This is a genomic window from Acidisoma sp. PAMC 29798 (assembly GCF_030252425.1).
Lineage (GTDB): Bacteria > Pseudomonadota > Alphaproteobacteria > Acetobacterales > Acetobacteraceae > Acidisoma > Acidisoma cladoniae.
Window position 1 is genome coordinate 3,049,057 of record NZ_CP126994.1, and the last position, 13,663, is coordinate 3,062,719.

The 13,663-nt window shown below is 65.5% G+C and carries 14 protein-coding genes; 6 read left to right on the forward strand and 8 right to left on the reverse strand.

What is annotated here, in order from left to right; translation table 11 throughout:
• Positions 1-26: 26 nt before the first annotated feature.
• Complete coding sequence (locus QP803_RS14685; protein ID WP_284944219.1) at positions 27-599, reverse strand: hypothetical protein; 573 nt, start codon at positions 597-599, stop codon at positions 27-29.
• 134 nt (positions 600-733) lie between these two features.
• Here QP803_RS14685 and QP803_RS14690 point away from each other — a divergent pair, with 134 nt between their 5' ends.
• From QP803_RS14690 to QP803_RS14710, 5 genes are all read left to right on the forward strand, one after another.
• Positions 734-1,459, forward strand: coding sequence for a response regulator (locus QP803_RS14690; RefSeq protein WP_284944220.1), 726 nt, complete (start codon positions 734-736; stop codon positions 1,457-1,459).
• On the forward strand, positions 1,456-2,817 hold the full coding sequence (locus QP803_RS14695) for a sensor histidine kinase (RefSeq protein ID WP_284944221.1): 1,362 nt from the start codon (positions 1,456-1,458) through the stop codon (positions 2,815-2,817). Before QP803_RS14690 ends, QP803_RS14695 begins: the two co-directional genes overlap by 4 nt.
• A gap of 12 nt (positions 2,818-2,829) precedes the next feature.
• Entirely contained in the window at positions 2,830-3,915 is a 1,086-nt protein-coding gene (locus tag QP803_RS14700) for a glycosyltransferase (protein WP_284944222.1), read from the forward strand.
• A gap of 109 nt (positions 3,916-4,024) precedes the next feature.
• Positions 4,025-4,267, forward strand: coding sequence for an AbrB/MazE/SpoVT family DNA-binding domain-containing protein (locus QP803_RS14705; RefSeq protein WP_284944223.1), 243 nt, complete (start codon positions 4,025-4,027; stop codon positions 4,265-4,267).
• A complete protein-coding gene (locus QP803_RS14710; RefSeq protein WP_284944225.1) occupies positions 4,206-4,613 on the forward strand; it encodes a type II toxin-antitoxin system PemK/MazF family toxin in 408 nt (135 codons plus the stop codon). The genes QP803_RS14705 and QP803_RS14710 overlap by 62 nt, the downstream gene beginning before the upstream one ends.
• A 152-nt stretch (positions 4,614-4,765) precedes the next feature.
• Here QP803_RS14710 and QP803_RS14715 read toward each other — a convergent pair whose 3' ends face one another.
• The 7 genes from QP803_RS14715 to QP803_RS14745 all read right to left on the reverse strand — a co-directional run bounded on the left by QP803_RS14715 (position 4,766) and on the right by QP803_RS14745 (position 12,646).
• Positions 4,766-5,356 carry an NADPH-dependent FMN reductase gene (locus QP803_RS14715; protein ID WP_284944227.1) on the reverse strand — a complete coding sequence of 197 codons (591 nt, stop codon included), beginning with the start codon at positions 5,354-5,356 and terminating at the stop codon, positions 4,766-4,768.
• A gap of 42 nt (positions 5,357-5,398) precedes the next feature.
• Entirely contained in the window at positions 5,399-5,812 is a 414-nt protein-coding gene (gene atpC / locus QP803_RS14720) for an ATP synthase F1 subunit epsilon (RefSeq protein WP_284944228.1), read from the reverse strand.
• A gap of 26 nt (positions 5,813-5,838) precedes the next feature.
• The gene (gene atpD / locus QP803_RS14725; protein ID WP_284944230.1) at positions 5,839-7,260 is read right to left on the reverse strand and encodes a F0F1 ATP synthase subunit beta; all 1,422 of its coding nucleotides are present in this window, start codon (positions 7,258-7,260) and stop codon (positions 5,839-5,841) included.
• A gap of 25 nt (positions 7,261-7,285) precedes the next feature.
• Positions 7,286-8,179: a F0F1 ATP synthase subunit gamma gene (locus QP803_RS14730; RefSeq protein ID WP_284944231.1), complete on the reverse strand. Its 894-nt coding sequence runs from the start codon at positions 8,177-8,179 to the stop codon at positions 7,286-7,288.
• A 21-nt stretch (positions 8,180-8,200) separates the two neighbouring features.
• Positions 8,201-9,736 (reverse strand): F0F1 ATP synthase subunit alpha, encoded by a 1,536-nt coding sequence (gene atpA, locus QP803_RS14735; RefSeq protein WP_284944232.1) that lies wholly within the window; start codon positions 9,734-9,736, stop codon positions 8,201-8,203.
• 1 nt (position 9,737) lies between these two features.
• Positions 9,738-10,307, reverse strand: coding sequence for a F0F1 ATP synthase subunit delta (locus QP803_RS14740; RefSeq protein ID WP_284944233.1), 570 nt, complete (start codon positions 10,305-10,307; stop codon positions 9,738-9,740).
• A 152-nt stretch (positions 10,308-10,459) separates the two neighbouring features.
• Positions 10,460-12,646, reverse strand: a complete 2,187-nt coding sequence (locus QP803_RS14745; protein ID WP_284944234.1) for a primosomal protein N' — start codon at positions 12,644-12,646, stop codon at positions 10,460-10,462.
• 27 nt (positions 12,647-12,673) lie between these two features.
• Here QP803_RS14745 and QP803_RS14750 point away from each other — a divergent pair, with 27 nt between their 5' ends.
• Positions 12,674-13,630: a tyrosine recombinase XerC gene (locus QP803_RS14750; protein ID WP_284944235.1), complete on the forward strand. Its 957-nt coding sequence runs from the start codon at positions 12,674-12,676 to the stop codon at positions 13,628-13,630.
• Positions 13,631-13,663 lie beyond the last annotated feature (33 nt).

Below are 13,663 nucleotides of genomic sequence, written 5' to 3' on the forward strand. Positions count from 1 at the left end.
CGATAGAGGCGCGGCGCGGGCGCGACTCAGCCGATGCGCTGCAGGTGGCCGCTATGGCGATCGACGGCGAAGCGGGCGATCACCGAACCATCCGCCGTTGCATAGGCAAAGATCGCGCGGCCATCCGGGCTATCCCCGACATTGACGACCTTCCAGTCATGGTTGCCGTGCGCCACGAGGATGGCCTGAGCCAGAACCTGCACATCCCCATTGCTCAGGTTCTTGTCACCCTGATTGAAGAACAGGCCCCATGTGGCCTCCATATGTCGCATCCGCTCCATCATGAAACGCGGCGGCGGCGGCATCATGCCCGGGCCTTCCATCCCGGGGCCATGGTCTGGGGCGCCGAAGCCCATTGGCGGCGGGGGTGGCGGCATCTGCCCGTCCCCGCCAGGTGCGCCCGGTGGGGATGGCGCATCGGCGTCCGCCAGAAGCTGGCCGATCGGCGTGCCGTCAGTCATCGGGCCATGATCGCGGCCATCAGTCTGGATTTGCGGGGCTGTCTGAACAACGGCCGGCACGGCATCTGCTGCAAAACTCTCAACCGTGGCACCGCCCAAGGCAAGGGCGATGATGGCTACAGTGGCGATACGTCCCATCTGAGGTCCCTTTTTCTGCGTGGGCCCCTCGTATCCGCCCTCTGTGTGACCGGCATCGGTCAGGAACGCGACAAAGTGCAACAGGGCGCCGATCCACCTGCCCTCGGCCGTCGCACTCCCCTATGCTCGGCCTCATGGAAACGCGCGCGCATATTCTGGTGGTCGATGACGACCACGAAATCCGGGCTCTACTGACCCGCTTCATGGAAAAGAACGACTTCCGAATAACGGCGGTGCGGGATGCGCGGGAAGCCCGCCGCGCCTGGACGCGAGGGGCCTTTCAGCTTGTCGTGCTCGACCTTATGCTGCCGGGCGAAGGCGGCCTCGATCTCGCGCGGTGGCTGCGCGATCAGGAGGACGTGCCGATCGTTATGCTGAGCGCCATGGGCGAGGATACCGACCGCATCATCGGCCTGGAGTTGGGCGCGGACGACTATATCGCTAAGCCGTTCAACCCGCGCGAGTTGATGGCCCGCATTCGTGCCGTCATGCGGCGCGCCAGCGACAACCATGACAGCTCGGCCAAGGGCGAACACGCGTCCCAGCCGCTGCGGTTCGCGGGCTGGACCTTGGAGACAGCGCGCCGCAGGCTGGTGAATCCCGACGGCGTCGAGGTTCCCTTGACCGGCGGCGAATACGATCTGCTCCTCGCCTTGCTGGAACGCGCGAACCGTGTCCTGACACGGGATATGCTGCTGGATCTGCTGCGTGGCCGCCAGGCCGGTCCCTTCGACCGCGCGATCGACGTCGCCGTGAGCCGGCTGCGACGCAAGCTCGACGACCAGGGCCAAGGTGGCCAGATCATCAAGACCGTGCGCGGAGGCGGCTATGTTTTGGCCGCAACCGTAGAGCGCACATGAGTTTTGGAGGCCGTGTCCGCCTTTGGCCGCGCAGTCTTGGAACGCGAACCGCCTTTGTCGTGATCCTTGGCCTGGTGGTGGTGCAAACCCTGGGTCTGGGCATCCACACGCTGGACCGGAACGATCTGGTTCGCCTCGCCGCCGTCCGGGTCTTTACCTTCCGCGTCATGAGCGTCTACCGCGATCTGGTCGAAACACCGGCGATCGATCGACCGGCGCGGCTTGGTCGCATTCCGCTGCCCACAGGGTTCGCCACCCGACTGACCGACGATATCACACCGCTATTGGTCAATACCGTGCCGGCACCTCCGCCGATCCGGCACAGCATCCTGCTGAACATGGACAATTTCCCGCTGCCGCCGGAACTGCGCCCCCAGCACGTGCGAATCGTCGCTGACCCCGATACGCGCCGCCAGATCACCGCCATCCAGATGCCGGACAATAGCTGGCTCGTCATTTCCAGCCGCCTTCCCCGCCCCGATGCTTTGGAGGGGGTGGAGTTCCTAGTCGCCTTCCTGCTCATGACGGTGCTGGCCGCCGCCCTTATCGTTTGGGCGGTGCGACGATTGACGGCGCCGGTGCGCACGCTCGCGGCCGCCGCCGAGCGCTTGGGCAGGGACGTGAATGCGCCACCCTTGCCGGAAGACGGCCCGTCCGAAATCGCGGCGGCAGCAGCGGCCTTCAACACCATGGCCGCGCGCATCCGCCGCTTCGTCGATGATCGCACGCTGCTGCTGACGGCCATCGGCCATGACCTGCGGACGCCCATCACGCGGATGCGGCTGCGCGCCGAGTTCATGGAGGATGACGAGCAAAGAGCGAAGATGCTCGGCGATCTCGACGAGATGGAATCCATGGTCTCCGCCACGCTGACCTTCGGTCGCATCGCGGCATCCAACGAACCGCTGTCGCCCATCGACCTCGCGGAATTGCTGCGAACGGTGTTGGACGAGGCGGGTGACGCCTCGCCCGACTTCGCCGACAAGCTCAGTTACAGCGGCCCCGATCATTGGACTGCGCGTGTCCGGCCACAGGCGATGAAACGTGCCCTGACCAATCTCATCAGCAATGCCATCAAATACGGCGATGGTGCCGAGGTGCGGCTGATCACCGCGACGGGTCAGGGCGCGATGTTGCGGATCGAAGTGGCCGACAATGGTCCGGGCATTCCGCCGGAGCATATGGAGCGCGTCATGCAGCCCTTCCAACGGCTGGAGACGAGCCGAAACAGGGAGACGGGGGGCGTTGGCCTCGGCCTGCCCATCGCACGCGACATTGCCCGCGCCCATGGTGGCGATCTCGTGATCGCCAACCGGCCCGAGGGTGGCGCGCGGATGACACTGACGCTTCCAGTCTAAAGGATGGGGCTGATGCGCCGGCTGCTCGTTTACCGGGACGTGATCCTGCCGGCGTCAGAGACGGAATTCATGCGCCGGCAGTATCTGGGCTTCTCGCACCTGCAACCGCTGTGGATCGGTCGCCGGATCACGGAAGCCGCCAAGAGCCTGGAGGTTCTTCGCCTCGGCGGTGACGGGATTTCTGGCCCCGCGCGGCGGGTGCTGTTTAAGGAGACGGGCGTCGTCCCCGATAGAGCGGCTTTGGCGACCCTGCGCCCGGTTGCCATCCATGCGCAGTTCGGGCGCGGCGGTGCGTTTGCCCTGCCGATCGCGCGGGCTTTGAACATCCCCCTCGCCGTCACCTTCCATGGCGGTGACGCCCACAAGGACACACATTATCGGCGCTTTCCGCCGGGCGTTTTCGCGCGCCGCCTGCCGGCGCTGATGGCAGAGGCACGGGTTTTCATCTGCGTGTCCGACAGCGTGAAGGCGCGGCTGATCGACCGCGGTTTTCCTGTCGAAAAGCTCGTGGTTATCCCCATTGGAACAGAGATTCCCTCCGCACCGCTGTCCGTGCGCCTGGGCGAGTCGTTGCTGTTCGTCGGTCGTTTCGTCGAGAAAAAGGGGCTTTCGGTCCTGATCGCCGCTCTTAAGCGGCTTCAGGCAGAAGGGCGCGCGCCGGAAGCGGTGATCGTCGGCGATGGACCGCTGGGGGATGCGATCCGCGCCGAGGCCGCGTCCCTTTCAGGTGTGCGTTTCCTTGGCTGGCAGCCGCCAGAGGCGGTCGCGGTTTTGATGCGGGAGGCTGGGCTTCTGGTTGTGCCAAGTCTGCGTGCGGCGGGCGGAGACGCTGAGGGGCTACCGAGTGTTGCGGTGGAAGCCATGGCGCTGGGGCTTCCGGTGCTTGCCTCCGACGAGGCGGGGCTGGGCGGGGTCGCGGAGGCGATCGTGCCGGCGCGCGATGCGGGGGCGATGGCGACGGCGATTGCGGCGCTCATGGCTGATCCGGCGCGGCGCATGAGCTTGGGGGAGGCCGGCTATGCCCGCGCGCGGCAGGACTTCGATGCAAAGGTGCAGTCTGCACGGCTTGAGGCGGTGTTGGTGGGGTTGGTGTCTTAGACCGACCATCTGACCCTGACCGCCGTCACCCCTGCCCGTCATCCACCGTGATAAGTATCGACACCTGCATACCGAAGGGATATCTTAATGATATCCATCGGAGGTCTTCGTGAACGTCCAATTGACGAAATGGGGAAATAGTCTTGGGCTGCGCATCCCCAAATCCCTGGCCACGCGCTTCGGGCTCGTTGAAGGCGCGCAGTTAGAGATAGAGGCAGACGACGATCGGATTGTCATTTCAATGCCTCGACCACGATACCGGATCGAGGACCTCGTCGCGGATCTCACGCATGAGGATTTGGCCGGTTCGTTCGACTGGGGACCCGACGAAGGGCGAGAGATTGTCGAGTAGCGCGACGGCGGATCTCCAGGCAGGCGACCTTATTTGGATTGACTTCGATCCGCGCACAGGCCGGGAACAGAGTGGGCGGAGGCCCGCGCTGGTCATCTCACCCTCCGCGCTTTGGGAGGCATCCCGCTTCGCAATCGTATGCCCGATCACGTCGAAAGTCCGCCCTTTCGCATCGAGCGTTGTTTTGCCGGAGGGCTTGCCGTTGACGGGCGAGATTCTGACGAGCCAAGTACGCAGCGTCGATACCCTGGCGCGGCCCGTCACACCGCTCGGTGCCGCCGTCCCTGCTGCCACATTGGCGGAAGTCCGGGCAAAGCTTTCGGCGCTGCTCGGGATGGATGGCTAGGCAGGAGGCGCTGCTGGTGGCGTTACGCTGAGATGAGGAGAAAGTGTAGCGGCGGATAGCGCTTCGCTCATCCGCCCTACGACTAAGACATCATCGGTAGGGTGGATGAGCGAAGCGTTATCCACCATCTCAGCATCGTCCGCTAAGCATGGCTAATACGGCGTGCCTTCCGCCTTCTGCCGCTTCAGCGCGCGGGCATACCAGGCGAATTCGTCCAGGAACCGGTCAAGCCCACGCGGACCGGCGGTGCCCTGGGGTTTGCCGTCCTCGTCCAAGGCACCCGTGATGCGCGGGATCGGCAGAATGCCCGGGATGCTCGACATGCCGAGTTCGGCGAGCGTCATCCGCAATTGCATCGCCGCGCGCACGCCGCCGAACTGGCCCGCCGAATAACAGACGATGCCGGAGGGCCGGAAGAAATACTCTTCCAGAAAATAATCGAGCAGGTTCTTCAGCGCCGGCGGGATGCCGTTATTGTATTCGCCGCTAACGATGAGGAAGCCGTCCGCACGGCGATAGAGCGTGGCCAGCGCTTCGAGGTTTTCCGGCGCCTCGCCCTTCGGATGCTCTTTATACATCCGGTCCAGCAGCGGTAAATCGAGTTCCATCGGATCGACGAGAACGGGCTCGTGGCCCAGCGCCTCCAACGCCGCGATGACATAGCGGGCGGCACGGATGCCGGCGCGGTCCCGACGGACGGAGCCAAGCAGAACGGGGACGGTCAGACGGTCGGTGTCAGGCATTGCTCTCTCCCGGTGTCGCGCCAGGAGAGATTAGACCAAAACTCAGCCTTGCGCGGCGGCCGTATCGACGATCGCCTGGGCGACCTGCACGCGCTCCATCAGCGGGACGAGACGATCGACCTGGCCGGCTTTATCGGCGTCCGACAACTCACGCAGCGCATCCTGAAGCTGCGTCTCGCCCTTCGCGCGATCGAGCAAGGCAGAGGGCTCGGCCGTATCGGCCAGCACCGTGCAGCGCTCTTCCGTAATCTCGGCGAAACCGCCGGTCACGAAGTACCGGGCAGTGATCTGCTCGCCGGTGTAGAGAATTACCTCGCCGCCCCGCAACAGCACGATCATGCGGCTATGCTCGGGTAGCACGCCGATGTCGCCTTCCGAGGCCGGAATGACGACCATATCGACGGACTCCGACACGAGCAGCTTCTCGGGGCTTACGATCTCTAGAGCGAGTGGCACGGGGCTTATCCTAGATCAGACCGAGTTCAGGCCGTCTCGCGCATTTTCTCGGCCTTCTTCACGGCCTCCTCGATGGTGCCGACCATGTAGAAGGCACCTTCCGGCAGATCGTCATACTTGCCCGCGCAGATGTCCTTGAAGGCCTTGATGGTATCCGCGACCTGCACAAAGACACCCGGGGAGCCGGTGAAGACTTCCGCGACATGGAAGGGCTGGCTGAGGAAGCGCTGAATCTTGCGGGCGCGGGCGACGATCGCCTTATCGTCCTCGGACAGCTCATCCATACCCAGAATGGCGATGATGTCCTGCAGCGACTTGTAGGTTTGCAGCACCCGCTGAACCTCACGGGCGACGGCATAATGCTCCTCACCCACGATCCGCGGATCGAGCGAGCGCGAGGTCGAATCCAGCGGATCGACCGCCGGGTAGATACCCTGCTCGGCGATGGAGCGCGACAGCACGGTCGTCGCATCCAAATGGGCGAAGGACGTGGCCGGCGCCGGATCGGTCAAATCATCGGCAGGCACATAGATCGCCTGAACCGAGGTGATCGAGCCCTTGTTGGTGGAGGTGATCCGCTCCTGCAACTGGCCCATATCGGTCGCGAGCGTCGGCTGATAGCCCACGGCCGACGGGATGCGGCCCAGCAGAGCCGAAACCTCGGCGCCCGCCTGGGTGAAGCGGAAGATATTGTCCACGAAGAACAGCACGTCCTGGCCTTCCTCATCGCGGAAGTATTCCGCAAGGGTCAGGCCCGAGAGGGCGACGCGCATGCGGGCGCCCGGCGGCTCATTCATCTGGCCATAGACGAGCGCCACCTTGGAGCCCTCGCCATCGGTCTTGATGACGCCCGCATCCATCATTTCGTAATAGAGATCGTTACCCTCACGGGTGCGCTCACCCACGCCGGCGAAGACCGACACGCCGCCGTGCTCCTTGGCGATATTATTGATCAGTTCCTGGATGAGCACGGTCTTGCCGACGCCGGCGCCGCCGAACAGGCCGATCTTGCCGCCCTTCAGGTAGGGCGCGAGGAGATCGACGACTTTGATTCCGGTGACGAGGATTTCAGCGCTTACGGCCTGCTCCTCGAAGGAGGGCGCTTCGCGATGGATCGGCATGCGCTTCACACCCTCAACCGGGCCGCGCTCATCGATCGGCTCGCCGATGACGTTCAGGATGCGGCCGAGCGTGGCGGGGCCCACCGGCACCGAGATCGCCGCGCCGGTATCCGTCACTTCTTGGCCGCGGACCAGACCGTCCGTCGTGTCCATGGCGATGGCGCGGATCGTGCGCTCGCCCAGTTCCTGCGACACTTCCAGCACCAGGGTACGATCCCCGATCTTTGTGGTCAGTGCGTTGTAGATGAAGGGCAACTCGCCCTCGAACTGGACATCGACGACAGCACCCAGAACCTGCGTGACCTTACCGACCGAATTATTCGCCATTTCCGAATCCTGACCTATGCGCTGCTTAAACGGCTTCCGCGCCGGAGATGATCTCGATCAGCTCCGAAGTAATATTCGCCTGACGAGCGCGATTGTAATTCAGTGTCAGGCGCTTGATCATGTCGCCGGCGTTGCGCGTGGCGCCATCCATGGCGGTCATCTGCGCAGCGTAGAAGCCGGCCTCGTTATCCAGCATGGCCCGGTAGATCTGAATACCGAGAGCCCGTGGCAGCAGGCGGGCCAAAATCTCATCCTCGTCGGGCTCGAATTCGTAAGTCGGCTTGTCTTCGCCGCCATCCGTCTTCGACTTATCCTCGTCGCGCGCCATCGGAACGAGCTGAAGCTCGGTCGGCACCTGGGTCATGACGCTCTGGAAGCGATTATAGACCAGCGTCACGACATCGACCTCACCGGCCGCCAGCATTTGCTGGATCTTTTGCGACACCAGTTCGGCATCGCTGAACTCAGGGCGCTTCTTGCCGCCCTCCATCGGATTGTCGATCACCTTGTCGGCGAACTCGCGGCGCAAATAATCACGCCCCTTGCGGCCGATGGTGAGCAGCTTCACCGACTTGCCCTCTGATTCCAAACGGCGAAGAAGCAGCCGCGCGGCGCGGGCGGAGTTGGTGTTGAAGCCGCCGGCGAGGCCGCGATCGGCCGTCACATTGACGATCAGGTGCTTCTGGTCGCGCCCGGTGCCCGCAAGCAAGGGCGAGACTGTGCCGGCTGGCTGGTCGGCCATGCTGTCCGCAAGCGCGCTCAGCATCCGCTCCATCCGGTCGGCGTAAGGCTGCGCCGCCTCCGCCTGCGCCTGCGCGCGGCGGAGCTTGGACGCCGCGACCATCTTCATGGCGCTCGTGATCTTCTGCGTCGACTTGACGCTGTTGATCCGAATTCGGAGGGCCTTCAGGCTCGGCATCGTTCAGTTCTTCCGCCGGCCTCAGGATACGAAGGAGTCGACAAGCTTGGTCACGAACTCCGTGAGCTTCTTGTCCACGTCCGGCTTGAACTCGCGGTCATTGCGAACCGAGTCGAGCAGGCCGGGCTCACGCGACTTCAGCTCAGCGATATAGTGGCGCTCGAACTCCACCACCTTGGCGACGGGCACGCGGTCGATCAGACCACGCACGCCGGCGAAGATGACCACCGCTTCCTCTTCCACCGGCAGCGGGTGGAACTGCGGCTGCTTCAGCAACTCGGTCAGCCGCGCGCCTCGGGCCAGAAGTTTCTGGGTCGACGGGTCGAGGTCGGACGCGAACTGGCTGAAGGCCTGCATTTCGCGATACTGGGCGAGGTCCAGCTTGATGCGGCCGGAGACCTGCTTCATCGCCTTGATCTGCGCGGCGGACCCAACGCGGGAAACGCTGACGCCGACGTTCACGGCCGGGCGGATACCCTTGAAGAACAGCTCGGTCTCCAGGAAGATCTGGCCGTCCGTGATCGAGATCACGTTCGTCGGGATATAGGCCGAAACGTCACCCGCTTGGGTTTCGATCACCGGCAGCGCCGTGAGGCTGCCCGCGCCTTCGGCGTCCGACATTTTCGCGGCGCGCTCCAGCAAGCGGGAATGCAGGTAGAAGACGTCGCCCGGATAGGCCTCGCGGCCCGGCGGGCGGCGCAGCAGCAGCGACATTTGGCGGTAAGCCACGGCCTGCTTGGACAGATCGTCATAGGCGATCAGCGCATGCATGCCGTTGTCGCGGAAATACTCGCCCATGGCGCAGGCGGTATAGGGCGCCAGGAACTGCAAGGGCGCCGGCTCGGACGCCGTGGCGGCGACGACGATGGAATATTCCATCGCGCCATACTCTTCCAAGGTGCGGACGAGCTGCGCCACGGTCGAGCGCTTCTGGCCGATGGCGACATAGATGCAATAGAGCTTCTTGCTCTCGTCGCTGCCGGCGTTGATCGTCTTCTGATTGATGATGGTGTCGATGATGACAGCAGTCTTGCCGGTCTGACGATCACCGATGATCAGCTCGCGCTGGCCACGGCCGATCGGGATCAGGGCGTCGATCGACTTGATGCCGGTCTGCATGGGCTCATGCACCGACTTGCGGGGAATGATGCCCGGTGCCTTGACCTCGGCGCGGCGGCGCTGGGTCGTAGCAATCGGGCCGCGACCGTCGATCGGATTGCCGAGACCATCGACCACGCGGCCGAGCAATTCCTTGCCGACCGGAACGTCCACGATGTCACCGGTGCGGACCACGGTGTCACCCTCGCGGATGCCGCTATCCTCGCCAAAGATCACCACGCCGACGCTGTCGGCGGCGAGGTTCAGGGCCATGCCCTTGAGGCCGACGCCGGGGAATTCCACCAGCTCGCCGGCCATCACATTCTGCAGCCCGAAGACCTGAGCGATGCCATCGCCGACGCTCAACACCTGGCCCGTCTCGGCCACGTTAGCGTCGGTGTCGAAGCTGGCGATCTGCTTCTTCAGGATCTCCGAGATCTCTGCCGGGCGGATCTCCATGTCAGGCGGCTCCCTTCATCGCGTATTGCAGTCGCTGTAGGCGCGACTTCAGGCTGGTGTCATAGAGACGGGCGCCGAGTTTGACGACAAGCCCGCCGAGAAGAGACGGATCGACCGTCTCGGTAATGGCCACGCGCCCATAGCCCAATTCGGTCAGGCGGGCACGGAGCTGGGTGCGCTGGACATCGCTCAGCGGATGCGCCGAAGCGACCGCCGCCGCAATCACGCCGCGCTTCTCATCCACAAGGGCTGCGAAGCCGCGCACGATGGCACGCAAGAAAAACAGGCGGCGATTGACGGCCACGACGCCCACGAAATCCTGCACGATCTTGCCGAAGCCCTGGGATTGCAGAACGGCGCGTGCCGCCTTGGTCCCTTCCTCGGCATCGATCAACGGATTGGAGAGGAGGTTGCGGAAATCGGCGCTCTCGTCGATCAGACGACCCAGGGCGTCCATCTCCTCGATGACCCGGTCGAGGTCACCCGTCTCCTCCGCATAGGAATAGAGCGCGGTGGCATAGCGCCCCGCGAGGATCTGGTTTGGAGAATTCTTTGCGCCGCCCGAGGCCACGTGTCCTACCCGTCATATGTTGCTCGCACATGTCGCCGCTGTTGCGACGGATTGCGAGACGCCTCTGTCTTCGTGGGGCGGACCTATCATAGGGGTTTGGGCGAAGCAACGGAGGACGGGCGGATTTGCAAGGCTCGACCGTGCGTTAAGCGTCACAGGAAGCTCACGGGATCCACATCCACGTCCACGCGCACCGCCCTCGGCGCGGGAACCCGCGCCAGCCATTCGCGTAACAGTGGCTGCACCGCAATGTCCCGCCGGGTCTTGAGAAGCAGGCGCCGCCGGTGTCTTCCCCGCAGCATGGCGAGCGGCGCAGGCGCCGGGCCCAATACCTCGATCCCCTCGCCATGGGGCGCCGCACGACCCAGCGCCGCCGCTACGCGATCGGTCTCCATGACATCCTCACCATAAATGATGAGCGCCGCCAAACGGCCGTAGGGCGGCCAGTGGCCCGGACGACGCGCCGCCGCCTCCGCCTCCATAAAGGCCGCGATATCGCCGCCGATGAGGGCCTTCATCACGGGATGCTCGGGCGAGAAGGTCTGCAACAGCACGCGGCCGGGCGCTTCCGCGCGCCCTGCCCGCCCCGCCACCTGATGCAGGAGCTGCAAGGTCCGCTCCCCAGCGCGGAGGTCACCCCCGGCGAGGCCGAGATCGGCATCGACCACGCCGACGAGCGTCAGATGGGGGAAATGCCAGCCCTTGGCGACGATCTGGGTGCCGATGATGAGGTCGACGGTACGATCCGTGATCGCCTGAGCAGCGCGCGCGGCGCCTTCGGGACCGCCGAGCGTGTCGCTCGCCATCACCAAAAGCCGCGCATCGGGGAATAGCAGCGCCGCTTCCTCGGTGATGCGCTCCACACCGGGACCCACCGCCGTTAGGCTGTCTTCGGTGTCGCAGGCCGGGCAGGCCTTCGGCACGCCTTCGGTATGGCCGCAATGGTGGCATTGCAGCAGCCGGCGGCGACGATGCTCGACCAGCCAGGCGGTGCAGTTCTTACAGGCGAATCGGTGTCCGCAATGGCGGCACAGCGTCAGCGGTGCATAGCCGCGACGGTTGAGAAACAGCATCGCCTGCTCGCCCCGCGCCAAGGTTTCGGCGATGGCATCGACCAGCGGCGGCGACAGGAAGCGCCCGCGCTCTGGCGGCGCCTTGCGCTGGTCGATGGCGATGACATCAGGCAGCGCCGCGCCGCCATGGCGGGATGGCAGGTTGAGGTGGCCGTAGCGCCCGGCTTCGACATTGGCGGTGGTCTCCAGGGACGGCGTGGCGGACACCAGCACGATCGGGGCGGTCTCCATACGGGCGCGGACCACCGCCATATCCCGCGCGTGGTAGATGACGCCCTCTTCTTGCTTGAAGGCGGTCTCGTGCTCCTCATCCACCACGATGAGGCCGAGTGCAGGGAAGGGCAGGAACAACGCAGACCGCGCGCCCACCACCACCGGCGCCTGGCCGGAGGCGACGGCCCGCCAGGTGCGGCGACGGACGGCGGGGCTGAGGTCGGAATGCCAGACCGCCGGTGCCACACCGAAACGGCGGGCGAAGCGATCGAGCCACTGCGCCGAGAGGGCGATTTCCGGCAACAGGATCAGGCTTTGCCGCCCTTGGCGCACGGCCTCGGCCACCGCCTCCAGATAGGTTTCGGTCTTGCCCGAGCCGGTGACGCCGTCGAGCAAAGTGACTGAGAAGGCGTGGTCGTGCACCGCCGCCGCAAGGGTGGTCGCGGCCTCGGCCTGCTGCGGCGACAGCGTCGGCGCGCCGGCATAATCCGGGTCGGGCCGCCCGAAGGCATCCGGCCGGGTGATCGCGACCGGACGCAGCAAGCCGCGATCCGCCATGGCGCGGGCGACGCCGGGGCCGACGCCCGCTTCGCGAATCAGATCGGCGAGGCCCCGCGCGCGGCCATCGGCCAAAACCTCCAGCACGCGACGACGCGCCGGGGTCAGCGACTCGGTCTCCACCATCCCCTCGGCGGGCAGCCATCCGGTGCCGAGGCGGGCGGGCGGCGCCACCAGCAAGGGGGCGCGAATCGCCATCGCCAGCACCTCACCGGGGGGCGACAGCGTGTAGGCGGCCACCCAGTCGATGAAGCGGCGCAAGGGCGCCGCGAGATGCGGCAGGCCCGGCGCGGGCGCCAGGGCTTTGAGCTTTCCTGGCGGCAGATCGGGGTCCGGCGCCGTGTCCCAGACCACGCCATGGACAGATTTGCCCTGGAGCGGAACCAAGACGACGTCCCCCGGCGCGACATCCATTCCAGCAGGTCGACGGTAATCGAAAGGCGCGCCGAGCGGAAAGGGCAGCAGAACCGAGACGCGATCCGGCGCTCGCGTCATGGCGGGATCGTCCCTATTCTCGCCCTCATGAGTGCTGACATCCCCGCTACCTACACGGCGGCGCGACCCGCTGCCACGGCGGAGGTCTCGCGACAGGCGTGGCTCGTCTGGCTCACCTCCGAACGTCGCGCCGCGCGGCTGACAGTGGAAACCTATGGCCGGGATCTGGCCGGGTTCCTCGGTTTCCTTACGCGTCATCTCGGGGCCGAGCCGACTCTCGCCGACCTCGCTCGGCTGACGCCCGCCGACTTTCGTGGCTGGTTGGCGGAGGCGGCGGCGGACAATCTGAGCAATGCCACCCGCGCCAAGAAGCTGTCGGCGGTCAAATCCTTCCTTCGTTATGTCGAGCGCGACCACGGCATCGCCGTGGCCGCCATCGGCCTGGTGGCGACACCCCGCGCGCGGAAGCCGCTGCCCCGTGCCCTCACCGTCATCGACGCCCGCGCCATCGCAACCGAAATCGGTGAAGTGTCGGATGTGGCGGCGCTGCAAGCGCGCGACACCGCGCTGTTCACGCTGCTCTATGGCTGCGGATTGCGGATCTCGGAGGCGCTGAGCCTCGATCGTGGCCAGGCACCGCTCCCCGGATCGGACGCACCGCTGCGCGTGATGGGTAAGGGCGGCAAGACGCGAATCGTGCCGGTATTGCCCTTGGCGCGGGAAATGATGGCCCGCTGGGTCGCCCTGCACTGGCAACCGGCGGGAGACGCGCCGCTGTTCCTGGGCGCGCGCGGCAAGCGGCTGGACGCCGCGATCGCGCAAAAGAGCCTGCGCACCTTCCGGCGCCAGAACGGCCTGCCGGAACATGCGACACCCCATGCGCTGCGGCATTCCTTCGCCACCCATCTGCTGGCGCAGGGCGCCGATCTACGCGCCATCCAGGACCTGCTGGGCCATGCCAGCCTCTCCACCACCCAACGCTATACCGAAGTGGACACCGCGCAGCTCATGGCCGTGTGGCGCCGGTCCCACCCCCGCGCGTGACCTTGAACGCCGCCCGCCACCCTGGCATTGCGA